This is a genomic window from Streptomyces sp. M92, assembly GCF_028473745.1.
Lineage (GTDB): Bacteria > Actinomycetota > Actinomycetes > Streptomycetales > Streptomycetaceae > Streptomyces.
The window spans coordinates 548053-570237 of record NZ_CP101137.1; the positions used below are offsets into that span (position 1 = coordinate 548053).

At 73.2% G+C, this 22185-nt stretch carries 24 protein-coding genes and 1 other RNA gene; 18 read left to right on the forward strand and 7 right to left on the reverse strand.

From position 1 onward, the window contains the following. Positions 1-50 precede the first annotated feature (50 nt). Both M6G08_RS02480 and M6G08_RS02485 read left to right on the forward strand, forming a co-directional pair. On the forward strand, positions 51-593 hold the full coding sequence (locus M6G08_RS02480; protein WP_272591235.1) for a DoxX family protein: 543 nt from the start codon (positions 51-53) through the stop codon (positions 591-593). A 39-nt stretch (positions 594-632) separates the two neighbouring features. After that, the gene (locus M6G08_RS02485; RefSeq protein WP_272585538.1) at positions 633-977 is read left to right on the forward strand and encodes a MazG-like family protein; all 345 of its coding nucleotides are present in this window, start codon (positions 633-635) and stop codon (positions 975-977) included. 44 nt (positions 978-1021) lie between these two features. On the opposite strand, the gene M6G08_RS02490 is transcribed toward M6G08_RS02485, so the two are convergent. Both M6G08_RS02490 and xynA read right to left on the reverse strand, forming a co-directional pair. Then, on the reverse strand, positions 1022-2002 hold the full coding sequence (locus tag M6G08_RS02490) for a polysaccharide deacetylase family protein (RefSeq protein ID WP_272585539.1): 981 nt from the start codon (positions 2000-2002) through the stop codon (positions 1022-1024). 34 nt (positions 2003-2036) lie between these two features. Continuing rightward, on the reverse strand, positions 2037-3035 hold the full coding sequence (gene xynA, locus M6G08_RS02495) for an endo-1,4-beta-xylanase XynA (RefSeq protein ID WP_272585540.1): 999 nt from the start codon (positions 3033-3035) through the stop codon (positions 2037-2039). A gap of 330 nt (positions 3036-3365) precedes the next feature. Between xynA and M6G08_RS02500 the strand changes: the two genes are divergently transcribed. The 8 genes from M6G08_RS02500 (at position 3366) to M6G08_RS02535 (ending at position 11003) form a co-directional block, all read left to right on the forward strand. Further along, complete coding sequence (locus M6G08_RS02500; protein WP_272585541.1) at positions 3366-4415, forward strand: LLM class flavin-dependent oxidoreductase; 1050 nt, start codon at positions 3366-3368, stop codon at positions 4413-4415. 490 nt (positions 4416-4905) lie between these two features. Beyond that, positions 4906-5109 (forward strand): cypemycin family RiPP, encoded by a 204-nt coding sequence (locus tag M6G08_RS02505; RefSeq protein WP_272585543.1) that lies wholly within the window; start codon positions 4906-4908, stop codon positions 5107-5109. 360 nt (positions 5110-5469) lie between these two features. Beyond that, positions 5470-6978: an alpha/beta fold hydrolase gene (locus M6G08_RS02510; protein WP_272585544.1), complete on the forward strand. Its 1509-nt coding sequence runs from the start codon at positions 5470-5472 to the stop codon at positions 6976-6978. Then, positions 6968-7534, forward strand: coding sequence for a hypothetical protein (locus tag M6G08_RS02515; protein WP_272585545.1), 567 nt, complete (start codon positions 6968-6970; stop codon positions 7532-7534). Before M6G08_RS02510 ends, M6G08_RS02515 begins: the two co-directional genes overlap by 11 nt. Beyond that, positions 7531-8103, forward strand: a complete 573-nt coding sequence (locus M6G08_RS02520) for a CypD family RiPP peptide-cysteine decarboxylase (RefSeq protein ID WP_272585546.1) — start codon at positions 7531-7533, stop codon at positions 8101-8103. The genes M6G08_RS02515 and M6G08_RS02520 overlap by 4 nt, the downstream gene beginning before the upstream one ends. After that, positions 8096-8833: a class I SAM-dependent methyltransferase gene (locus M6G08_RS02525; RefSeq protein ID WP_272585547.1), complete on the forward strand. Its 738-nt coding sequence runs from the start codon at positions 8096-8098 to the stop codon at positions 8831-8833. Before M6G08_RS02520 ends, M6G08_RS02525 begins: the two co-directional genes overlap by 8 nt. After that, positions 8830-9462: an ABC transporter ATP-binding protein gene (locus tag M6G08_RS02530; RefSeq protein WP_272585548.1), complete on the forward strand. Its 633-nt coding sequence runs from the start codon at positions 8830-8832 to the stop codon at positions 9460-9462. Before M6G08_RS02525 ends, M6G08_RS02530 begins: the two co-directional genes overlap by 4 nt. Next, positions 9459-11003, forward strand: coding sequence for a hypothetical protein (locus M6G08_RS02535; protein ID WP_272585549.1), 1545 nt, complete (start codon positions 9459-9461; stop codon positions 11001-11003). The genes M6G08_RS02530 and M6G08_RS02535 overlap by 4 nt, the downstream gene beginning before the upstream one ends. Before the next feature lie 60 nt (positions 11004-11063). Here M6G08_RS02535 and rnpB read toward each other — a convergent pair. Continuing rightward, positions 11064-11467, reverse strand: an RNA gene (gene rnpB / locus M6G08_RS02540) — RNase P RNA component class A. Positions 11468-11607: 140 nt separating this feature from the next. Between rnpB and M6G08_RS02545 the strand changes: the two genes are divergently transcribed. From M6G08_RS02545 to M6G08_RS02560, 4 genes are all read left to right on the forward strand, one after another. Further along, entirely contained in the window at positions 11608-12369 is a 762-nt protein-coding gene (locus M6G08_RS02545) for a MerR family transcriptional regulator (protein WP_272585550.1), read from the forward strand. After that, the gene (locus M6G08_RS02550) at positions 12366-12992 is read left to right on the forward strand and encodes a hypothetical protein (RefSeq protein ID WP_272585551.1); all 627 of its coding nucleotides are present in this window, start codon (positions 12366-12368) and stop codon (positions 12990-12992) included. Before M6G08_RS02545 ends, M6G08_RS02550 begins: the two co-directional genes overlap by 4 nt. Positions 12993-13027: 35 nt before the next feature. Beyond that, a complete protein-coding gene (yaaA, locus tag M6G08_RS02555) occupies positions 13028-13810 on the forward strand; it encodes a peroxide stress protein YaaA (protein WP_272585552.1) in 783 nt (260 codons plus the stop codon). 72 nt (positions 13811-13882) lie between these two features. Next, entirely contained in the window at positions 13883-14548 is a 666-nt protein-coding gene (locus M6G08_RS02560) for a bifunctional 4-hydroxy-2-oxoglutarate aldolase/2-dehydro-3-deoxy-phosphogluconate aldolase (protein WP_272585553.1), read from the forward strand. Here M6G08_RS02560 and M6G08_RS02565 read toward each other — a convergent pair. The 3 genes from M6G08_RS02565 to M6G08_RS02575 are packed head-to-tail and all read right to left on the reverse strand — an operon-like array spanning position 14523 to position 17686. Beyond that, positions 14523-16040 carry a bifunctional RNase H/acid phosphatase gene (locus M6G08_RS02565; protein WP_272591236.1) on the reverse strand — a complete coding sequence of 506 codons (1518 nt, stop codon included), beginning with the start codon at positions 16038-16040 and terminating at the stop codon, positions 14523-14525. The genes M6G08_RS02560 and M6G08_RS02565 overlap by 26 nt on opposite strands. Positions 16041-16088: 48 nt before the next feature. Further along, a complete protein-coding gene (locus tag M6G08_RS02570) occupies positions 16089-16832 on the reverse strand; it encodes a zinc ribbon domain-containing protein (protein ID WP_272591237.1) in 744 nt (247 codons plus the stop codon). Beyond that, a complete protein-coding gene (locus M6G08_RS02575) occupies positions 16829-17686 on the reverse strand; it encodes a Nif3-like dinuclear metal center hexameric protein (RefSeq protein ID WP_272585554.1) in 858 nt (285 codons plus the stop codon). The genes M6G08_RS02570 and M6G08_RS02575 overlap by 4 nt, the downstream gene beginning before the upstream one ends. A 198-nt stretch (positions 17687-17884) precedes the next feature. On the opposite strand from M6G08_RS02575, the gene M6G08_RS02580 reads away from it, so the two are divergent. Together M6G08_RS02580 and M6G08_RS02585 are read left to right on the forward strand one after the other, a co-directional pair. After that, a complete protein-coding gene (locus tag M6G08_RS02580) occupies positions 17885-19120 on the forward strand; it encodes a hypothetical protein (RefSeq protein WP_272585555.1) in 1236 nt (411 codons plus the stop codon). A 97-nt stretch (positions 19121-19217) separates the two neighbouring features. Further along, entirely contained in the window at positions 19218-19385 is a 168-nt protein-coding gene (locus tag M6G08_RS02585) for a hypothetical protein (RefSeq protein WP_272585556.1), read from the forward strand. A gap of 72 nt (positions 19386-19457) precedes the next feature. Here the strand turns inward: M6G08_RS02585 and M6G08_RS02590 are convergent, their stop codons facing one another. Then, a complete protein-coding gene (locus M6G08_RS02590) occupies positions 19458-20336 on the reverse strand; it encodes a MaoC/PaaZ C-terminal domain-containing protein (RefSeq protein WP_272585557.1) in 879 nt (292 codons plus the stop codon). A 161-nt stretch (positions 20337-20497) separates the two neighbouring features. Between M6G08_RS02590 and M6G08_RS02595 the strand changes: the two genes are divergently transcribed. Further along, a complete protein-coding gene (locus M6G08_RS02595) occupies positions 20498-21448 on the forward strand; it encodes an ABC transporter ATP-binding protein (RefSeq protein WP_272585558.1) in 951 nt (316 codons plus the stop codon). After that, positions 21445-22164, forward strand: coding sequence for an ABC transporter permease (locus tag M6G08_RS02600; RefSeq protein ID WP_272585559.1), 720 nt, complete (start codon positions 21445-21447; stop codon positions 22162-22164). Before M6G08_RS02595 ends, M6G08_RS02600 begins: the two co-directional genes overlap by 4 nt. Positions 22165-22185 lie beyond the last annotated feature (21 nt).

Genomic DNA, 22185 nt, shown 5'->3' on the forward strand with positions numbered 1-22185 from the left:
GTGAGTGATGAGTGGTGCGACGATCCACCGTCCGCGAGGGAGTCGACGACGTGAACTGTTATGACCGGCGTGATCTGGGCCTGCTGCTGCTCCGGCTGGGCACCGGCGGTGTCCTGGCCGCACACGGCGCGCAGAAGCTGCTCGGCTGGTTCGGCGGTGGGGGCATCGAGGGGACCGGCCAGGCCATGGAGGCCATGGGCTACGCGCCCGGCCGGGCCAGCGCCACCGCGGCGGGCCTCGCGGAGGCCGGCGGCGGAACCCTGCTGGCGCTGGGCCTGGCCACCCCGGCCGCGGGCGCGGCGGCGGCCGGCGCGATGGCGGGCGCCGCGGCGGTGCACGCCCCCAACGGCTTCTTCGCCCAGGCCGGCGGCTACGAGTACGCGGTCTCCCTCGGCCTGACGGCGGCGGGCCTCGCGGTCTCGGGCCCGGGCCGCTACTCCCTGGACCACGCCCTCGGCCACGCGGTCAACCGGAACTGGATGGTCCCGGCCGCGCTGGCGGTGACGGCGGCGGCCGCGGTGGCGATCGTCGGGGCCCGGAACAAGCGGGTCCGGAAGGCGGCGGAGGGCGAGCAGGAGCCCCTGTTCGACTGACGTACCGCTCGCTCGCCGTCCCGTGGCAGGCTGCCCGCCATGAACGACGACGACCACGGCACCCCCACCGATGCGTGGGCCACCATCGACGCCCTGTGGAAGTGGCTGGAGGCGGACCAGCCCGTGGGCGGCAGGGAGGGCCTGCTGCTGCGGATGCTGAAGCTGTCGGAGGAGGTCGGCGAGGTCTCCGAGGCGGTGATCGGCGCGACCGGCCAGAACCCGCGCAAGGGCGTCACCCACACGTGGGACGACGTCGAGGCGGAACTGTGCGACGTCGTGATCACGGCACTGGTGGCACTGCGCACGCTGACGCCTGACGCACGGGCGGTGTTCGACCGCCATCTGGCGCGGGTGGCAAAGCGGTCGCTGCCGCCCGGTACGTGAGGTGCCGGGCCCGGGAGCGGCGCCCCGGGCCCGTCCGACCGGGCTCAGCCCGTACGGCAGGAGACCGTCGGCCAGGTCCAGTTGCCGTTGGCCTGGATGGTGGCGCCCCAGTTGTTCCCGCTGCCGTTGGACTTGGCGGTCAGCACCTGGGCACTGGGGTAACCGGCGTTGACGTTCCAGGTCGACATGACCCGGGCCGGGGACGGCACGTTCATCGTCACCGTCCAGTCACTGGCACCGCTCACGGAGACGTTGAGGTTGTACCGGTCCCCCCACCGCTGCCCGGCGGACAGGACGGCGGTACAGCCACCGCCCCCGCCACCGTCATTGCCACCGCCTTCGGGAGCGACGGCACGCCCGGTCCGCGGCGAGATCATGCCTGAGCACAGACCCTTGGCCGCCAGGGTCTGCGCGATGCGCGGAATGGCCGCGAGGGTGTTGGCGGGCCAGTCGTGCATGAGGACGACCTGGCCGTCGCCCGCCCGGGAGACGGCCTGCACGATCGCGTCGGTACTGGCGTTGTTCCAGTCCTGCGAGTCGACGTCCCAGATCACCTCGGTCAGCCCGTACTTGGCCTCGACCGACCGCAGCGTGGCGTTGGTCTCGCCGTACGGCGGACGGAAGAGCCTCGGCGTGCCGCCGCCCGCGTTCGCGATGGCCTGCTGGGTCCGGGAGATCTCCGAGTCCATCTGCGCCTGGCTCAGCTGAGTCATGTGCGGATGGGTGTAGCTGTGGTTGGCGACCCACATGCCGGCGTCGACCTGGGCCCGGACCAGGGACGGGTTCTGGGCCGCGTACTGGCCCTGGTTGAACATGGTGGCCCTCAGCCCGTTCTGCCTGAGCGCGTTGAGCAGGGCCTGGGTGTTGCCGGACGGGCCGTCGTCGAAGGTGAGCCCGACGTAGCCGTCGCAGGCGGCGGCCCGCGCGGGTGCGGCGTCGGCGGCGACGGTCCCGGCGGCGGCCAGCGCGGCGGCGGCGACGGCCGTGACCGCGGAACGCCAGGCCGGACGAGATCGCGTGCGCATCGGAGTGAGTCCTCCTTCCTCTCCCCCGGCGGTGTCAGCCCGCACTGCAGGAGACCGACGGCCAGGTCCAGTTGCCGTTGGCCTGGATGGTGGCGCCCCAGTTGTTCCCGTTGCCGTTGGGGCGGGCGGTGAGCACCTGGGAACTGGGGTAGGTGGCGTTGACGTTCCAGGTGGACATGACCTTCGCCGGGGACGGCACGTTCATCGTCACCGTCCAGTCGCTGGCCCCGCTGACGGAGACGTTGAGGTTGTACCGGTCCCCCCACTTCTCCCCGGCGGACACGGTCGCGGTGCACCCACCGCCGCCACCGCCCCCGCCACCGCCGCCGGAGCCGGTGTCCCCGACCGTGATGTTGGAGCTGCCGCTGCTCTGGTAGCCCTCGGTGGCCATGATCATGTAGTAGCTGAAGCTGCCCAGCGGCATCCCCGCCCGCGCCCAGGCGTCGAAGTGGTTGCCGGTGGTGATGGTGCCCCCGGTCCGCTTGGACTGCCGCACGCTCCAGTACTGGTCGAAGGTGCGGGTGCCTTCGACCGAGGGCGCGTTGTAGCGGGTCGTCTTGTAGATGTCGTAGGTGCCGCCGTCGGTGGTCACGGTGCCCTTGAACTCACCCGTGGGCCGGTAGGTGCCCCAGTTGTCGACGATGTAGTACTCGACGAGCGGGTTCGCCGTCCACCCGTAGAGGGTCAGGTACGCGTTGCCGGACGGGTTGAAGGTACCCGAGTACTGCACGGTCCGGCGTCCGCCGTTGCTCCAGCCCTTGCCGGCGACGAAGTTGCCGGTGTTGCGCCACGAGGTGCTGTACTGCCCGCCGGAGCCCATGTCCATGGAGACGGTGCCCTGGCTGTCGGTCCAGAACGAGTAGTAGTAGCCGTTGTTGGTGCCCTCCTGGTTGGTCGTGACGACCGTGCCGGCGTGGGCGGTGCCCGGCAGCATCATGGCGGCGAGAGCGGCCAGCGCGACGGCCCAGGCGCTCCTGACGAGAAGGGTGAGGGGGCCGCTTCTGCGACGCCTCGGTCGGACGAGCAGGTTCATGGGGGGGTGCTCCTCTCGTTCGGACAACGGCGCCAGTGTTGGCCTGCACTCGTCAAGCGTCAACAGTTTCGGTACATGTTTCGAAACCTTCGCCTGCTCCTGCCCATCCGCCAACGCGACAAAGCCCCACTTCAGCTCCGGTTCAACAGTCCCCGAACCAATCCATTCAAATCTTCTGGAGAACGAACCCTTGAAACGACAAACAAGCACACCGAAAGTTTCGACTCCGCTGGCTCTGGACAACCACGGGCCGGAGCTCCGATCCTCGGTCGGTCAGAGCACGACACAGCCGCACGACGCCCGCCCTCCACCCGACGGAAGGTGCCGCACGTGAAGTTCAGCTACGCGATGCTCCCCGACTACCCCCTGACCGAGTCCCTGGCCTCCATCCGGCTCGCCGACGAACTCGGCTTCCACGCCTGCTACGCCGCCGATGAGACCTGGCACAAGGACCTGTGGCTGCTCTTCGCCGCGGCCGCGGGCCGCACCAGCCGCATCCGCCTGGGCCCGAGCGTCTCGCCGGTGACCCTCCGCGAGCCGACCCTGATCGCCCAGGCCCTCGCCACCCTCGACGAACTCTCCGGCGGCCGCGCCGAAGGCGTCCTGTCCAGCGGCAACTTCGGCCTGCTCGCCCAGTACCGCATCGACTGGGCCCGCACCAAGCCGCTCTCCCGCGTCAAGGAAGCGCTGCACGTGATGCGCACGTTCCTCGACGAGGGCGCCATCACGCACGACGGCGAGTTCTATTCCTACGACGGTCTGTTCACGTTCGCCCGCCCCGTGCAGGACCGGCTGCCGCTGAAGCTCGGCGCGATGCGCGGACCGAAGTCCTTCGAGGCGGCCGGCGAGTTGTCGGACGGCTGCCACCACGCCCTGAGCTACACCCGCGAGGCCTACGACTACGCGGTGCGGCACATCCGGGCGGGCGCCGAGCGCGCCGGGAAGGACTGGCGCGCGCTGGACATCGGCGCCTGGGTGGTCTTCGCGACCGGCCCCGACTCGGCGGCCGCGAAGGAGGCGGCCCGCAGCATGGTCGGCATCTACGCGTCCTCGATGCCGGAGGAACAACTCCTCCGCAACGGCGTAGACCCCGCCGAACTCAAGCCGGTCATCGACGCGATCGCCGCCGGCGACCTGGCCCGCGGCATCGAGCTCACCACCCCGGAGATCGCCGACCGCCTCTCCGTCGCGGGCACGCCCGAGGAGTGCCGGGAGAAGATCGAACGAGACATCGCCCCGAGCGGCGTCAACCACATGATCTGCGCCATCACCGACCGCACCCTGGTGAAGGCGTTCACGGGGCGGGGCCTGCCGGAGGCGGCGGACGTGGACACGCAGCTGCGGCTGATCGCGGAGCGGGTGATGCCGGCGTTCGCATGACGGGTGGCGCTTCGGTCGGGCTCCAGCCAGGTGGCGCGGGGAGCCCGGACGATCAGGGGCCGAGGTCGATGAGGAACCACCCCGCCTCCGCGTGCGCCCGGGTGGATCAGCCGGGAGGCGAGCAGCTCCGCGACAGTGCGGACGGAGGTCCTGCGGGGGGCGAGCGGACGCGCCCGCATGGCGAATCCGACGGCCGAGCGCCGTCAGGAAGTGAGCCTGGTTGATGCCCCGTCACCGAGTTCCGCAACGACCCCATGCACTTCGGCCCGGGCCCGGTGCCCGACGCCGTTGCACAACCGCCACTGGCGTGAACCGCGCGGCTGAAAACGTGTGTTGACTGCCTGTATGCAGCCTGCCTAGGTTGAACGCGCATTGTTCAAGTTGCCGACAGTGCACAGCGCGTTCAATTCAGAGCGGGCGACGGGGGCGCGCAACTTCTGGTTTGCCGTGACCCTTTCGCTCATCCAATGGACCGAGGAAGGGTAGCGAAATGCGACTTGACTCGAACACAGCGCGAGAAAAGGCCGAGATTCGTCCCGAGGCGCTCGCGGCGCAAGAGTTCGCCAACAGCGTTCTCGACGGAGCGGCCCCGGGCTTCCACGCCGACGCCCAGACGCCCGCGATGGTCACCCCGGCCACGCCGACCGCGGCCCAGTTCGTCATCCAGGGCAGCACCATCTGCCTGGTTTGCTGATACAGCGCCACCCGCGTGCCGGAGAAGGACCTCAGGGGGTGCTTTTCCGGCACGCACCATTGCTGTGCTCGTGCCGACGTCCGATCTCCGAGACGGAAGACTGAGAGTCCGGTGAGTATTAGACGGTGGTGGCAGGGCGCCTCGGGCGCGACGGCCGCGCAAAGGGCCGCCGATCGCGTGTTTCTGCCCATCGCGGCAGGACAGATCCTCGCGTCTGCGGAAACCCTCAGCCTCAAGGACGAATTCGACGACGACGGATACCTTCGGGGTGTTTGTGCCCAGCAGTATCCGCCCGGAAGTGTCAGGCAGCGACTGGGCCGCGTACTCGACCATCCGCGTACGCCCAAACTCCTGGCCGGGGTGACGCTCGCGGCCTCGGTGGGCCTCGCCCTGTGTCGCGGCAACCGCCGCGTGCAGATCACGGCGGCGGCGGTGATCGGTACCTGCAACCGGCTGAGCGAGATCCGCACCCCCTACGGCCGGGACGGGGCGGACCAGATGACGGCGGTCATCACGCAGTACCGCATGCTCACGGCACTCGTGCCCGATTCACGCACCTCCGACGACCTGTTCCTGCGCGCGATCAACTTCCAGGCGGGACTCAGCTACGCGGTCTCGGGCATCTCCAAGGCCTTCGGCAGCAGCTGGCTCCAGGGCGACGCCTTGCCCGAGATCCTCCAGACGGAGGCGTACGGCCGGGGGCCCGCCGCCCAGCTGCTGCGGAAGCACCCGCGGCTGTGCAGGGCGCTGACCGTCGGCACGGTCGCCTGGGAGGTGGCCTTCCCTCTCGTCTACTTGCTGCCGCGCCGAGAGGCGGGACTCGCCCTGCACGCGGTCAAGCTCTTCCATGCCGGCGTCGCGGCCACCATGGAGCTGCCGCGATTCGTCTGGGGGTTCCTCGGGTCCCACGGGGCTGTCGACTACGTCCTGGACACCAGAGGGCGGCGTCACACCTTCGAGAAGACCGTCCTCGGTATCGCCGGCGGAGCCGCGGCAGCGAGCGCGCTGATCGCCCGTGAGCGGCGCAAGGTCGCCGAGCAGCGGCGGCTCGGCCCGAAGGGCGCCTCTCGGTCGTACAGCGAGCACGGCGTCGTCGAGTACGCCGTGCTCGGGCCGCCGGACGGGCCGAACCGCTCCCGGCCGGTGGTGGTCCTCGAGTGCGGGCTGGGGCAGTCCCTCGAGTCCTGGGAATGGGTCGCCGAGGGGTTGGCCCGCGACCACACGGTCGTCCGATACCACCGGTCCGGATACGGTCTCACCAAGGCGCGGGGCAGTGACGCCGACATCCTCGCCGCCGTCCTCGACGAGGCGGGGGTCGAGGGCGACTTCTTCGTGGTCACCCACTCGATCGGTTCGCTCAGCGCGGCCTCCTACGTGGGCGACCCCCGTTTCGCCGGCCGGGTGCGGGGTGTCGTCGTCGTCGACGGCACCGACCCGGACCTGCTGGACGCCGACCGGTCCGACCGTCGGCGGTTCGGCAAGTTCGTCCAGTCCCAGGCGCACACCCTGTTCGCCGCGGTGACCGGCATCTACGAGTGGGCGCCGAACGCCGTCGAGCGCCAGGCCGGGTACACGCCGGACACCCAGTACAGCCACGTGCACTTCGTCTTCTCCCCGAGGAACGTCGTCAACTCGGTGCGCGAGTACACCAGGATGCCGACCGAAGGGGCCCTGGACGCTCTGCGCTCGGCCGGCCCGGTGCTGGTGGTCTCGTCCGGCGAGAACGCGGAGCAGCAGGCCGCGTTCTCGAAGAAACTCAAAGCCGACTTCGAAGTGGTCGACGGTTCGGCGCACCGGTCGATCGTCGGGTACCGCGTCCACGCCGAAAGGGTGGAGGACGCCGTCCGGAGGTTCATCCATGCCCGTTGACCGGATCAGGGGCGCGGCGGGCGCATTCGCCGTGGGCGCCCTCACGGTGCACCTCGCCTCGACCGTGTTGCAGAACACCCCCGACTCGTACAACCAGGACCTGCGGACGTTCACCGGCGGCTGGCCCATACCGGGCTGGCGGTTCTTCGCCCCGAACCCCGGGGTGCAGAACGTCCACCTGCTGATCCGCGAGGCCCCGGCCGGCGGAGGCGCGCCGACGCCCTGGCGCGACGTGACCCCCGGCGTGCGGCACGGCTGGAAGCAGGTGCTCTGGAACCCGGGCAGCCGGGGACCCAAGGCGCTGTTCGACGCCATGCAGCAGCTCTCCGTCATGAGCGCCAACCAGGCGGACTTCGGCTGGGTCACCCAGAGCCTGCCGTACCGACTGGTGTTCTCCGCGAGCCGGGCGGCGGCGGCGCGGGACTCCTCGGCGCTGCAATTCCTCCTGATGAACGTCTTCCCCAGCGCGCCGCCGGACCAGAGGATGAAACCGATCCTCACCTCCGAGTGGATCCCGCTCGGCTCTCCGGCCGGCGCCGGGAAGAGCATCGCATGAACGTGGAACCGTTCGAGGGCTCGGAACTGCACCTGCACGTGACGGGCTCCATCAGCGCCGCGCTGGTGCCCTGGTGGATCCACTGGCTGCGGCAGACGCACACCGAGCTGACCGTGAACGTCTCCGTCACGCGCTCCGCGGAACGGTTCGTGTCGGTACGGGCACTGCGGCACCTCGCGGGCGGCCGGGTATGGACGGACTCCTGGGACGACCCGGAGCTGCCCCTGGAAGTCAACTCCGGTGAATGCGGGGCGTCCGAGTGCTTTCTCGTCTTCCCGGCGACCCTGGACACCCTCATGCGGCTGGCCCAGGGCCGGGCGGACTCGCCCGCGCTGCTGATGCTTCAGGTCACGGACCGGCCCATCGTGATCGCCGACACGCTTCCGGGGTCGAACGACATCGTCGAAAGCCACCTGCGGGCCCTGCGCGGGCGTCCCAACGTCGCCTTCGCGCCCCGGGTGACCGGCGTGCGCGCCAGCACCCGGTCCCAGGCGGAGGTCGGCTTCAACCTGCCCGGTGCCATCACCGTGGCCAACGAACTGGTGAGGAAAGAGCGTTCGAGTGAGTGACCCCAGCGTGTACGACCCTGCGGCGATCGATGCCTACGACCTGGTGTCGTCGAGACTGTCCCCCGGCGCGGCACTCGCGGCCTGGGTGGGCTCGCACCGGCCACTGTCCGGGCGGGCCGTCCTGGACCTGGGCGCCGGAACCGGCGTCTCCGCCCTGGCGCTCGCCGACGCCGGCGCGCAGGTCGTCGCGGTCGACGCGTCCCGCCCCTCACTCGACGTGCTGGAGAGCAGGCGCGGTGACCGCAAGGTGGACGTGGTCGAGGCGGACTTCCGCGACCTGCGGCTGGACGCCACCTTCGACCTCGTCACCCTGTCGCGCAACACCTTCTTCCTCGCGCAGAGCCAGGAAGAGAAGATCGAGCTGCTCCGCGGCGTCGAACGGCATCTGAAGCCCTCGGGCGCCGTCTTCCTGGACTGCACCGACCCGGCCGAGTTCCTCCGCGCGGGCGGGGACGCGACGTCGGTGACCTATCCGCTGGGGCGCGACCGGATGGTGACGATCACGCAGACGGCGGACCGGGCCGCCCAAGCCGTCATGAGCATCTTCCTGGTCCAGAGCGCCACGGAACTCGTCGCCTTCCACGAGACGGCCACCTGGGCGACCCTGCCCGAGATCCGACTCCTGGCTCGGACGGCCGGCCTGGAGGTGACCGCGGTCAACGGCTCCTACGCGGGCGAGGAGTACAGTTCACGGTCCCGAGAAATGCTTGTGGTTCTGGAGCGGACGTGACCGAAGTTCCTGTACTGGCGGCGGACGGTGCGACGGTCACGTTGGGCGACACCACGCTGCTCGCCCCCACGACGTTCGAGGTCTCCCCGGGCGAGCTGTGGTGCGTCACGGGCAGCAACGGCACGGGAAAGACCACGCTCCTGCGGGCCTTCACGGGCAGCCGGGACCTGACCGCCGGATCGGTCTCCGTGCACGGTGAGCGGGCCGACATGGCCAGGCCCGCGCACCGGCGCTTTTTGGCCTCCCTGGTCGAGGCGATCCCCGTCGCCCGGGACATGACGCTGCGCGAACAGGTGACCCTGGTCGCCGCCTCCTGGTACGGCAACGCCCCCGAGACCACCGAGCGCGCCGAGCGGGTCGTCGAGCGGCTGGGGCTGTCCGCCCTCGGTGAGCGCTTCCCGCACCAGGTCTCCTCCGGGCAGTCCCAGCTCTTCAGCCTCGCGCTCACCCTGGTCCGTCCCGCGGACGTCGTCCTCCTCGACGAACCCGAGCGGCACCTGGACCGGCACCGGGTGGAACTCGTGGCGACCCTGCTGGCCGAACGGGCGGGCGCGGGCACCGCGTTTCTGATCGCGACCCACGAACCCTCCCTCGTCGACGCGTGCGACGGCCGCGTGGAGCTGGGATGACGACGCGGGAGACACCGGACACCGTGATCTCCGGGGCCGACCCCGGGGACCGCGTCCACGCCGTCCGGCACCGCTACGCCCGCCGCGGCGATCGGGCCTCGGTGCAGGGCCGCGCGTACACCGTCTACCTCGTCCTCCTCTTCGGTGTCTTCTTTCTGGTGCCGGCCCTGCACGCGGCGAGCGACTCGCCGGGGCTCGTCTCCTTCGCAGGACCCGCCGAGGCGGCCCCCGCGGCCTGTCTGCTCGCGGTGGTCCTGTGCTGGGGGGCCCAGCTCGCCGGCCGGTTCTGGGGACCGCTGGTGCTCCAGCCGTTCGTGCTGCACGTCTTCATGTCCACGGACCTGTCCCCGCCGGGCTACCTGGGCGCCCTGGCCCGGCGCCGCCTCGTGTACGCGGGCGCGGGCCTGCCGGTGGTGATCGGCGGGACGGCGTACCTGGCGACCGACCTGTTCGACCGGACGGACAGCGCGCTTCCCGGGGGCGCGGCCGTGGCGGCGCTCGGCGTCCTCGCCGCGGTGGTCTGGCTGTGGGGCCAGGTCCGGCCCTTCCGCGACAACCTGGTGCTCGCCGCCGCCACGGGCGCCGGGGCACTGCTCCTCGGCCTGGCGAGCGGCCCGGCCGGGGCCGCCACGCTGTGGCTCGTCGCCGCCGCGGCGGTGGCCACCGCCCTGCCCCTCGGCCGGGCGGCCTTCCGCGCGATCCGGACCGTGGACCTCGCCCGGCTGGCCCGCGAGTCGGCGCGTGCCTCCCAGGCCCAGGCATACGTGCTGACCGGCACGCTCCACCACGCGCTGGACCTGTACCGCCCGGAGCCGCGCGGATTCACCTCGGCTCTGCTCCGCCCGGACGGGCGGCTGCGCGGGTACACGGCACAGGGTGCGGTGCGGGCCCTGCGGACCCCGGGCCGAGCGTCCGCGGCGGTGCTGCTCCTGCTGGCCGGCGGAGCCGTCCTGACCGCGGGTACGGGTCGGGCGGACGGGACCACGGCCTCGACGTTGTGGATGGCGGGTGCGGCCTGCGTGTATCTCGGCTCCGGCTGGATCGGGGAGACGTGGCGCGGACTGCGCGACGAGCTGACCCTCGCCCCCCTGCTCGGCGAGTGGTGGGGCGGCGCCGCGGCCCGCGCACTGACCTGGCCCGTCCTCGCCGTGGCGGCAGGGACATGCCTGGGCGGCAGCCTGGCCGCCCTGGTGGACCGGCCGGTGCATGGGCGACCGGGGCAGACGGCGTTGCTCGTCGCGGGGACGGTCGTACTGGTGCTGGGCGCGCGGTTCCTGCGCGAGATGAAGACGAACCTGCCGCTGTCGCTGCTGCTCCCGGTCGTCACGCCGTTCGGCGACCTGTCCGGGCTGATGATCGTGGCCTGGCAGTTCGACGGGTTCGTCGCCCTGGTGGCCGGCGTGGCGGTGGTGAACGCCGTCCCGTCGGCGCCCGGCGCGGCGGCGCTCGCCGCCGGCCTGGCGGCCTGCTGCGTCTGGGCGGGCCTGCGCCGCACGGGCTGGGCGCACCGGGGGCTGCTTCACCGCTTCAGGCGAGCCTGAACCACCGGGGCCGCGACGAGCAGGGTGCCGGCGCCGCGCTCGGGGCGGGGCCAGTGGCGGCAGACGAGTCGGGCTGTACGCCGGGTTCTGTTCCGGCGGGTCCTCGCGGGCCCGCCGGCGACGGCCATCCATCTAGGACCGGCGTTGCCACCGGCCTCCAGCGGTCTACCCGCGGACTCGGGCGGGCAGCCCTCGATCGTCCGCGCAGAGCGCTTTTCACGGCGCTCCTCTTGACCTTGCTCCGGGTGGGGTTTACCTAGCTGCCCAGGTCGCCCTGGGCACTGGTGGTCTCTTACACCACCGTTTCACCCTTACCGGGGGCCGAAGCCCCCGGCGGTCTGCTTTCTGTGGCACTGTCCCGCGGGTCACCCCGGGTGGCCGTTAGCCATCACCCTGCCCTGTGGAGCCCGGACGTTCCTCGGGAAGTCCCGCAAGGGACCCCACGCGGCCGCCCGCCCGGCTCGTCTGCCGTGTCGACCATGGTACCGGGCGGGCGGGTGCGCTGCGGACGGGACCAAACAGGCTCAGACGAACAAGGTGATCGAAGACTCCTGACGGTCGTCCCGCTTGACCCTGCCGCAACGTCAACGTCTCTACTGAAGCCATGCGGATCGGAGAACTCGCCGACGCCGTCGGCGTCACCACGCGGACCGTGCGGCACTACCACCACCAGGGCCTGCTGCCCGAACCGGAGCGGCTGGCCAACGGCTATCGGACGTACACCCTGCGGCACGTCGTCGTGCTGGCCCGGATCCGGCGGCTGACCGAGCTGGGGCTCGGGCTGGCGGAGGTGCGGGACGTGCTCGCGGACGAGGCCGGGAAGGATCTCACCGAGGTGCTTCGGGAGCTGGACGCCGATCTGGCGCGGCAGGAGGCGGCGATCCGGGAGCGCCGGACGCGGCTGCGGGCGCTGCTGGAGACGGAGGGCGGGCTGCCGGCCGAGGGGCCGGTCTCGCCGGAGCTGGCCGAGCTGTTCGCGGGGATGGGGGACGTCTCCGGCTCCCCCATGGCCGTACGGGACCGCGAGGTGCTGGCGCTGCTGGAGAGCACGGTGGCGCCGGAGGACCGGGAGGGGCTGCTCGCCACGCTGCGGGGTGCGCTGGGGTCGCCGGAGGCGGTGGCGCGGGCGCACGAGGCGTACGCGCTGCTGGACGAGCTGGCGGACGCCGACGCCGATGATCCTCGGGTGGCGGAGGCGGCCCGGGTGCTCGCCGGGTGCATGCCCGAGGGGCTGGTGCCCGAGGAGGGGGCGAAGCTCGATTCCGGTCACGCTTTCCTGCGCGCCCTGTACGCCGACTTCGCGCCGGGACAGGCGGAGGCGGTCCGGCTGGCGCTGGAGATCGCCTCGCGGGGGCGGCGGTCATGAGGGGGCAGGCGTTCGTCACCGCCCCGTACCTCATGGTCCGGCACGAGCTGTGGCTGCTGGTGAGTCTGTGGCTGTGGGCGGCCCGGCGGACCCACGGGGCGGTGGTCGGCGGGTCCGTCTTCGGGTACGCGCGGGGGCAGGGTGCGATGATGTTCGGGTTCGGGTTCGTGTGCGTGATCGAGTCCGTGATGATGTCCGTGCTGCTGCGGGACTGGCCGGCCGTGCACCACGTGGTGCTGGTCCTGGACGTGTACACCGTCGTGATCGTGGCCGGGCTGCACGCCGCGTCCGTGGTCCGGCCGCACGTCCTGGACCCCGCGGCCGGGTCGCTGCGCATCCGCCGGGCCGTCCACGTCGACGTGCGGATACCGCTCGAGCGGATCGTGTCCGTACGCCGGGAGCTGCGGACGACGCACGAGCGGGCGGAGGGTGAGCTGGACCTCGCCGTCGGCTCCCAGACGTCCGTGACCATCGAACTCACCGAGCCCGTCGTCCACGTCGCCTTCTTCGGGCGGCGGCGCCAGGTCCGCGTCGTGCGCTGTCACGCCGACGACCCGGGGGCGCTCGTCCGGGCCGTCGACCAGGCGCGGGAGGGGCGCGCCGGGCGGCACGCCGTACCCTGACCAGGGGCCTTGGAGCTCGATGTGAAGGAGTACGTGTGCTTGTCCTGCTGCCGCCGTCCGAGGGGAAGGCCGCGTCCGGCCGGGGCGCTCCGCTGAAGCCGGAGTCGCTGTCGCTGCCGGGGCTGACCCCCGCCCGGGAGACCGTCCTCGGGGAGCTGGCCGAGCTGTGCGCCGGGGACGAGGAGAAGGCGCGCGAGGTGCTCGGGCTGAGCGAGGGGCTGCGCGGCGAGGTCGCCAAGAACGCGGAGCTGCGGACGGCGGGTGCGCGTCCGGCCGGGGAGATCTACACCGGCGTGCTGTACGACGCCCTGGACCTGGCCTCGCTGGACGCGGCGGCCGGGAAGCGGGCCGCGCGGTGGCTGCTGGTGTTCTCCGGGCTGTGGGGTGCGCTGCGGGTGAACGACCGGATTCCTTCCTACCGGTGCTCGATGGGCGTGAAGCTGCCGGGGCTCGGGGCGCTGGGCGCGTACTGGCGGGCGCCGATGGCCGAGGTGCTGCCGGAGGCGGCCGGGGACGGGCTGGTGCTCGACCTGCGTTCGGCGGCGTACGCGGCGGCGTGGAAGCCGAAGGGGGAGGTGGCCGGGCGGACGGCGACCGTGCGGGTGCTGCACGCGCCGACCCGGAAGGTCGTAAGCCACTTCAACAAGGCGACCAAGGGCCGGATCGTGCGGAGCCTGCTGACGTCCGGGAGTGCTCCGGAAGGGCCCGCCGAGCTGGTGGAGGCGTTGCGGGACCTCGGGTACGAGGTGGAGGCGGAGGCGCCCGCGAAGGCGGGGAAGGCGTGGTCGCTGGACGTGCTGGTGGCGGAGATTCACTGAAGCGACCGGGCGGGTGTTGCATGTGTTGCAACGCGCGTTGCATGGAGTGTTGCGCGGCGGCACGATGAGGGCATGAGTTCACCGCTGCCCTCCTCCCCCGCCGCCTCCGCCTCGGTGCTGGACCTCGCCCCCGTCGTACCCGTGGTGGTCGTCGACGACCTCGCGGACGCCGTGCCGCTCGCCCGTGCGCTCGTCGCCGGCGGGCTGCCCGCGATCGAGGTGACGCTGCGGACGCCGGTCGCGCTCGACGCGGTCCGGGCGATCGCCGCCGAGGTGCCGGACGCGGTGGTGGGCGCGGGCACGGTCATCACGGCGCGGCAGGTCGAGGAGGTCGTGGCGGCCGGGGCCCGGTTCCTGGTCAGCCCGGGGTGGACGGACGCACTGCTGGAGGCGATGCGGGCGTCCGGGGTGCCGTTCCTGCCGGGGGTGTCGACCACGTCCGAGGTGGTGGCGCTGCTGGAGCGCGGGGTGCGGGAGATGAAGTTCTTCCCGGCCGAGGCCGCGGGCGGCACCGCCTACCTCAAGGCGCTCGCCGCGCCGCTGCCGCAGGCCCGCTTCTGCCCGACGGGCGGCATCACCCCGGCCTCGGCGCCGGAGTACCTGGCGCTGCCCAACGTGGGGTGTGTCGGGGGCAGCTGGATGCTTCCCAAGGACGCCGTGGCCGGCCGGGACTGGGAGCGCGTGGCGGCGCTGGCCCGGGCGGCGGCGGGGCTCAGCGCAGGTGGGACGTGTCGTTGAACAGGCGCACGCTCGCGCCGCCGTCCGCGTAGTACGCCACCGCCGACAGCGACGCCGCCGACAGTTCCATGCGGAACAGGGACTCCGGCGGGGCGCCCAGGGCGAGGCGGACGAACGTCTTGATCGGCGTGACGTGGGAGACCAGCAGGACCGTGCGGCCCGCGTACGCCGCGACCAGCCTGTCGCGGGTGGCGGCGACCCGGGCGCCGGTAGCCGCGAAGCTCTCGCCGCCGCCGGTCGGCTCCGCGTCCGGGGAGGACAGCCAGGCGTTCAGGTCGTCGGGGTGGCGCTCGCGCACCTCGCCGAAGGTCAGCCCCTCCCACGCCCCGAAGTCGGTCTCCCGCAGGCCTTCCTCGACCCGGACCTCCAGACCGAGGCGGGCGGCGACGATGCCGGCGGTCTCGCGGGTGCGGGCCAGCGGGGAGGCCACGATCGCCTGGACCGTGCCGCGCCGGGCGAGGCTCTCGGCGACCTTCTCGGCCTGTTCGCGGCCGGCGGCCGACAGGGACGGGTCGCTGCCGCCGCTCCCGGAGAAGCGCTTCAGCGGGGTCAGGGGCGTCTCGCCGTGCCGGAGCAGGACGAAGGTGGCGGGGGCGCCCATGTCGGGGGGTCCCCAGCCGGGTGAGGCCACGGTCTTCGCGGCCCGGACGTCGGCGGAGGCGGCGCCTTCGGAAGCGGAGCCGTCCGACGCGGAGACTTCCGACGCGGCGGCTCCCGACGCGGAACCGTCCGACGCGGCGGCTCCCGACGCGGAACCGTCCGACGCGGAGACTTCCGACGCGGAACCGTCCGACGCGGCGGCTCCCGACGCGGAGCCGTCCGACGCGGAGCCGTCCGACGCGGCGGCTCCCGGCGCTGCGGAAGTCTCCGGCGCTGCGGAGGCCTCGGCAGCCGGTGCGGCCGCTCCCGGCGCTGCCGAGGCGACCCCGGGTTCCGACGCCGCCGAGCCGGCGGCTTCGGTGCCCTCCGCGCCGAGGGCGTCCGCGATACCGCCCCGCGAGCCGCCGCCCACCGAGCCCCGTCCGCCCGCGGAGCGCCCCGCGTCCAGTTCCGCCGTCGACGCCGACGGCGACCACTGCTCGCCGCGCGCCCCCGCGTCCATCGCCTCGTTGGCCAGGCGGTCGGCGTGCTGGTTGTCGGCGCGCGGAATCCACTCGTACGTCACCCGCCCGGGCGGGAAGACCCGCGCGGCCTCGGCCGCCAGCGGCTTCATGTCGGGGTGCTTGATCTTCCAGCGGCCCGACATCTGCTCGACGACCAGCTTGGAGTCCATGCGGACGTGGACGGTCGCGTCCGGGTCCAGTTCCCGCGCCGCGCGGAGACCGGCCAGCAGGCCCCGGTACTCGGCCACGTTGTTCGTGACGACGCCCAAGTACTCGGCCGCCTCGGCCAGGGTCTGCCCCGTCGCCGCGTCCAGCACCACCGCGCCGTAGCCCGCGGGCCCCGGGTTGCCCCGCGACCCGCCGTCGGCCTCGACCACGAACTCCCGCACGGGGCCGGCACCCGCCTCCGTCACCGGATCTGCCACGAAACCGGCTCCCTACAGGCCGGAGTCCGCCGTGCGCACCAGGATGCGGCGGCAGTTCTCGCAGCGTACGACCGTGTCGGGCGCCGCCGAGCGGATCTCGCTCAGCTCGGTGATCGCCAGCTCCTGGCGGCAGCCCTGGCAGCTGCGCTGGTACAGCTTGGCCGCGCCGACGCCGCCCTGCTGCTCGCGCAGCTTGTCGTAGAGCTTCAGCAGGTCGGCGGGGACGGAGGCGGCGACGACCTCGCGCTCCTTGGTCACCGAGGCCGCCTCGGCGTCCAGTTCGCCGACGGCGGTGTCCCGGCGCGCGGCGGCGTCGTCGAGCTTGCCCTGTACGGAGCCGACCCGCTCGGTCAGCTCGGCGACCCGCTCCTGCGCGGACTCGCGGCGCTCCATCACCTCCAGGACGACGTCCTCGAGGTCGCCCTGCCGCTTGGCGAGGGAGACGATCTCGCGCTGGAGGTTCTCCAGGTCCTTCGGGGAGGTGACGGCGCCGGAGTCCAGGCGCTGCTGGTCGCGGACGGCGCGCTGGCGCACCTGGTCCACGTCCTGCTCGGCCTTGGTCTGCTCGCGGGCGCAGTCGCTCTCCTCGGTCTGCGCGGCCACGAGCAGGTCGCGCAGCTGGGTGTGGTCCTTGGTCAGCGACTCGATCTCGGCGTGCTCGGGCAGGGACCTGCGCTTGTGCGCGAGCTGCTGGAGCCGGACGTCGAGGGCCTGGACGTCCAGGAGTCGGATCTGGTCGGCGGGCTCGGCTTTCAGTTGGGGGCTCCCATTGCTTCGGAGGTCGGGGCGGACGCCGCGTGGGCGGTCCAGGGGTCGGTGACCGTCTTGGAGACGTGGACCCTCAGGTCCCATCCCTCCCGGTCGGAGATCTCGTCGAGCTGGGCGGCGGCCAGCTCGCACCAGGGCCACTCGGTGGCCCAGTGCGCCGCGTCGAGCAGCGCGAGGGGACTGTGGGCGCGGGCCTCCGAGACCGGGTGGTGGCGCAGGTCCGCGGTGAGGAAGGCGTCGGCACCGGCCGCCCGCACGTGGTCGAAGAGGCCGTCGCCGGAACCGCCGCTGACGGCCACCGTGCGGACGGTGGCCTCCGGGTCGCCGGCGACGCGGATGCCCTGCGCGGTGGCGGGCAGTCGCTCGGCGGCGCGGGCGGCCAGCTCGCGGACGGTCAGCGGGTGCTCCAGCTCGCACACGCGGCCGAGGCCCCGACGTCCGTCCGGGTCGGCCGGGTCCGGGACCAGGGGCCGTACGACGCGCAGGTCGAGGGCGCCGGCCAGCGCGTCGGAGACGCCCGGGTCGGCGGTGTCGGCGTTGGTGTGGGCGACGTGCAGGGCGACGTCGTTCTTGATGAGCGTGTGCACCACGCGGCCCTTGAAGGTGGAGGCCGCGACCGTGGTCGTCCCGCGCAGGTACAGCGGGTGGTGGGTGACGAGCAGGTCGGCGCCCAGCTTCACCGCCTCGTCGGCGATCTCCTGGACCGGGTCGACGGCGAACAGGACCCGCAAGACCTCCTGGTCGGGGTCGCCCACGACGGTGCCGACCGCGTCCCAGGACTCGGCCCGCTCGGCGGGCCACAGGTTCTCCAGCGCGGCGATGACTTCTGACAGACGGGGCACGGGTGCAAGGCTACCTGCCTGTACTGCGCCGTCGTACCCGCGGCGGCCCCCCGGCTCCGCTCCGGCCGGGCCCAGCACACACCCCGCCCGCCCCTCAGGCGAATCGTTCCTGTGCCACACGTACGTGTGATGCGGACAGTGGCCGGTCCCCCGCCCGTGCGTACGAAAACTACCTTCGTCGCCGGAGGTGACCGAACGATGACAGCCTGTGCTATCGAACCTTCGGCGGCGCCCGGGAACGACGGCCCGCCACCGGCGGGCTGCACCATCACCGCCGAGGGTGCCTACGCCGCGCGCCTGGCCCGTCGCGGGGACTCCTGGTACCCGGAGCGCTGGACCCTGGACGGGCCCGAACCGTACGCGGTGCCGCTGCCCGGCAACCAGCCCGAGGAACCCGGCACCGAGGTGCAGCCGATGGGCGACGGGCGGGTCCTGGTCCACCGCGTGGCGGCCGGACGGCACTTCTTCTCCCTGCTCTATCCGACCGGCCCCGGCACCGGCGAGCAGCCGCTCGGCGCGGTCGAGTGCCCGGCGGGCACCACCGGGCTGCGGCTGCTGCCCCCGGCCCCGGGCGGGGAGCGGGCGTACGCCCTCGCCGCCGGCCCGCGCTCGACGGTGCTGTGGCGGGTGGCGGGCGGCGCGTTCGGGCCCGAGCGGCTGGCCGAGATCCCCGGGCGCTGCTCGGGCGGCGCCTGGCTGGACCGCACGGGCCGGATACTGGCGGTGGACCGGGAGTCGGGCGGGCGCACCAAGGCGGTCGTACTGGACCTGGAGCGGGACGGCGAGGTGTCCCCGCTGCTCCAGATCGCTGCGGACAGCGACGACCGGATACTGCTGGCCGACCCGGACAGCGGGCTGGTACTGATCCGCTCGGACGCGCCGTCACCCGGGCAGGAACGGTTGGGCTGGGGGGTGCTGGGCAGCACGCTGCCGGTGCGCTTCCCGGAGTGCCTGCGGCTGCCGGACCGCGTGGTGACGCCGTTCGCCATCCAGCCGGGCCAGGCGCTGACGCCGGAACGGTGCGCGGTGGCGCTGCGGGTGGACGGCGCGCTCGGCACCTGGGTCGCGGTGTGGCGGCCCGCCGAGCGCCGGGTGCGTCACCTTCCGGCGCCCGCGGGCTGGTTGGCCGGCGCCGGGCTGTGGACCGCGGACGGGGAGCTGCGGCTGCCGTGCGCCACGCCGCAGTCGCCGTGCGGGGTGGCGCGGCTGCCCGCGCCGCCGGAGGCGGCCGACGGGCGGAAGACGACGGAGGCGCAGGCTCCGACTCCGGCTCCCCACCAGCCGCCCGCCCCGCCCCTCGACGAGCCGCCCGCGTCCGCCCCCGAGGGCCCGCGGGACGCGACGGAACCGGACGCCCCGGCTCCCTCCCGACCAGGCCCACCCCGCCCAGTACCGCTGCAACAGGCCCCGCTGGCACGGCTTGTAACGAAGTAGTGCCGTTTGGCGCGGCCGCCTGGATTCGCCCCGCGGGGTGCCGGTTAGACTCGCCCGGCTGTAGGAAAGATCATGTTGACGGGGTGAATTCCTTCCGATGAACGACGCCAGCACGACCCAGCCCACGCAGGCCGACGGCGCCGACGTATCCGAGATCCAGAGCGGCCACGGCAGGCACCGGGGACCGGTGTCCAGCCAGGACGGCGCCCAGGCGCCGCGGGGCCGCCACCGCAAGCCGGCCGAGGAGTCCGAAACGGCCGCCTGACGGCCCGGCGAGCACACACGGCAAGCGGCTCCGGCCCCCGTCCAGCGCATCACCGGACGGGGGCCGGAGCCGTCACACGTACCGCACCACCGTGTCGGCGAGCACGACCGCGTCGTCCCGCTCCCGCACCCCCACCTCCACCCGCACGCTCCCGCCCCCGTCCGGCCCGGCGGCCGCCCGCCACATCCGCACCCGCAGCGTCTCGCCCGGGTACACCACCCCGGCGAACCGCCCCCCGTACTCCCGCACCCGCCCCGCGTCACCGTCGAGCAGCGTGTCCACGACCGCCTTGAGGGCGGCGCCGTAGGTGCACAGCCCGTGCAGGACGGGCCGCTCGTAGCCGGCCCGCGCGGCGAACTCCGGGTCGGCGTGCAGCGGGTTCCAGTCCCCGGAGAGCCGGTAGAGCAGCGCCTGGTCCTCGCGCACCGCCCGCTCGGCCACCTCGTCCGGCGCTCCCTCCGGTGCCGCTCCGGGACGGCCGGACGGCCCCCGCTCGCCGCCCCAGCCGCCCTCCCCGCGCACGAAGACCTCGGCCTCGTCCGTCCACAGCGGCCCGTCCGCGTCCGTCGCCTCGGTGCGCAGGACCAGGACGGCGGCCGTGCCCTTGTCGTACACGGCGGTGATCCGCGAGGCCGCACGCGCCCGGCCGCGCACGGGAAGCGGCCGGTGCACCCGCAGCCGCTGCCCGCCGTGCAGGACACGGGCGAGGTCGACGTCGACGCCGGGCACGGACAGCGCGCCGATCACACCCGGCGGCCCGCCGCCCGCGACCGTCGCGAAGCTCGGCAGCACCCGCAGCCGGGACTCCAGGGTGTAGCGCAGTTCGCGGGGATCGGTGGCGGGCCGACCGGCGCCGACGCCGAGGTGGTAGAGCAGGACGTCCCCGTGGTCCCAGGCGATCTCACGGACGCGGGGTGCGGCGCCGAGCGCCCGGGCTGCGTCGATGGGCACGGCTCTGCTGCCCCCGTTCGGGAAGACGATCACGGACTGCCACGACCGTACGGGACGGGGACGGCCCGTGACAGGGGCCGTCCACCGGTGACATTCGTCCCGCCGAAGACCGGACAACCGCATCTGCCGCCCGTCCCGTCCCCCTCCGTAGCGTCACCCGTATGGCACTCGGACCGACGACAGCACACCGCACCCCCACCCCCGCCCCCGCCGTCTCCTTCTCCGCGGCGGCCAAGGCGTACGGCGCCGTCCGCGCCGTCGACGGCGTCGACCTGGAGATCGCGGGGGGCGAGACGGTCGCGCTGCTCGGGCGCAACGGCGCGGGGAAGTCGACGGCGATCGCGCTGCTGCTCGGCCTGTGCCGGCCGGACACCGGCACGGTGGAGCTCTTCGGCGGGCCGCCCGACAAGGCCGTACGGGCCGGCCGGGTGGGCGCCATGCTCCAGGAGGCACGGGCGGTCCCCCGGGTCACGGTGGGCGAGCTGATCACCTTCGTGGCCGGTCGCTACCCGGCCCCGATGCCCGTCCCCCAAGCCCTGGAGCTGGCCGGGATCGCCCATCTGACCGGGCGCCGGGTGGACCGGCTGTCCGGCGGGCAGACCCAGCGCGTCCGGTTCGCGGTCGCGCTGGCCGGCAATCCCGGCCTGCTCGTCCTGGACGAACCCACGGCGGCCCTCGACGTGGAGGCCCGGCACACCTTCTGGGAGTCGATGCGGGCGTACGCCCGGCGCGGCAGCACGGTCCTCTTCTCCACCCACTACCTGGAGGAGGCCGAGGCGCACGCCGACCGCATCCTGGTCGTCGACCGGGGCCGGATCGTCGCGGACGGCACCGGCGAGGAACTGCGCCGGGCGGCCGGCGGCAGCCGCGTCTCCTTCGATCTGAACGGCCGCCCCACCGCGGACCTGACGCTGCTGCCGGGCGTACGCGCCCTGGACGTCCGGGGAGACCGCGCCCACCTGCGCACCGACGACTCCGACGCGACCGTGGTCGCCCTCGCGGAACTCGGCGCGGTCCGCGGCCTGGAGGTCGCCCCGGCGTCGTTGGACGACGCGTTCCTGGCCCTGACGACGACCGCGCACGCCCGCACGGAAACGGAGGCCGCGCGATGACGGACTACCTGCGCCTGGAGGTACGCCGCACCCTGCGCGACCCCGGCTTCGTCGTGGGCGGCGTCGCGGTGCCCGTCCTGATGTACCTGCTCTTCACCAACCTCGGGGACGGCGGCACGGGCGGCTGGAAGACCGCCGCGATGGTCGGCATGGCCGCCTACGGCGCGGTCGGTTCGGCCCTCAACACCGGCGGCGGGGTCGCCGAGGACCGGGCGATCGGCTTGCTGCGGCAGCTGCGGGTGACCCCGATGCGACCGCACCAGGTGGTGGTGGGCCGGACCCTGACCGCCTCGGTGACCGTGCTCCCCGCCATCGCCGCCGTCCTGGCCGCCGGCGGCCTCCTCAACGGCGTACGGCTGGCCGCCTGGCAGTGGGCGGCGCTGGTCCTGCTCCTCTGGCTGGGTTCGCTCCCCTTCACCCTCCTCGGCCTCGGCAACGGCTACCGTCTGACCGGCCAGACCACGGGCGTGGTCAACATGGTGGCCAACCTGGGTCTGGCGGTCCTCGGCGGCCTGTGGTTCCCGCTCGCCCTGTTCCCCGAGTGGCTGCGCACGGTCTCGGCGTACACCCCGGCCAACCGCTTCGCGGAGCTGGGCACGTCGGTCGCCACGGGGCACGCGCCGTCCCCGGGTGCGATTCTCGTACTGGCGGTGTGGCTGCTGGTGTTCGGGACGTACGCCGTCCTGTCCTACCGCCGCGCCACGGCGGACGACTGAGCGCCTCACCGGAAGGGAACC

Bases quoted from the DNA above. Each gene is read 5' to 3' on its own strand.
- M6G08_RS02485 (WP_272585538.1), top strand. From the start codon at position 633: ATGAACGACGACGACCACGGCACCCCCACCGATGCGTGGGCCACCATC.
- M6G08_RS02490 (WP_272585539.1), bottom strand. From the start codon at position 2,002: ATGCGCACGCGATCTCGTCCGGCCTGGCGTTCCGCGGTCACGGCCGTC.
- xynA (WP_272585540.1), bottom strand. From the start codon at position 3,035: ATGAACCTGCTCGTCCGACCGAGGCGTCGCAGAAGCGGCCCCCTCACC.
- M6G08_RS02505 (WP_272585543.1), top strand. From the start codon at position 4,906: ATGCGACTTGACTCGAACACAGCGCGAGAAAAGGCCGAGATTCGTCCC.
- M6G08_RS02515 (WP_272585545.1), top strand. From the start codon at position 6,968: ATGCCCGTTGACCGGATCAGGGGCGCGGCGGGCGCATTCGCCGTGGGC.
- M6G08_RS02520 (WP_272585546.1), top strand. From the start codon at position 7,531: ATGAACGTGGAACCGTTCGAGGGCTCGGAACTGCACCTGCACGTGACG.
- M6G08_RS02535 (WP_272585549.1), top strand. From the start codon at position 9,459: ATGACGACGCGGGAGACACCGGACACCGTGATCTCCGGGGCCGACCCC.
- M6G08_RS02545 (WP_272585550.1), top strand. From the start codon at position 11,608: ATGCGGATCGGAGAACTCGCCGACGCCGTCGGCGTCACCACGCGGACC.
- M6G08_RS02550 (WP_272585551.1), top strand. From the start codon at position 12,366: ATGAGGGGGCAGGCGTTCGTCACCGCCCCGTACCTCATGGTCCGGCAC.
- M6G08_RS02560 (WP_272585553.1), top strand. From the start codon at position 13,883: ATGAGTTCACCGCTGCCCTCCTCCCCCGCCGCCTCCGCCTCGGTGCTG.
- M6G08_RS02580 (WP_272585555.1), top strand. From the start codon at position 17,885: ATGACAGCCTGTGCTATCGAACCTTCGGCGGCGCCCGGGAACGACGGC.
- M6G08_RS02585 (WP_272585556.1), top strand. From the start codon at position 19,218: ATGAACGACGCCAGCACGACCCAGCCCACGCAGGCCGACGGCGCCGAC.
- M6G08_RS02595 (WP_272585558.1), top strand. From the start codon at position 20,498: ATGGCACTCGGACCGACGACAGCACACCGCACCCCCACCCCCGCCCCC.
- M6G08_RS02600 (WP_272585559.1), top strand. From the start codon at position 21,445: ATGACGGACTACCTGCGCCTGGAGGTACGCCGCACCCTGCGCGACCCC.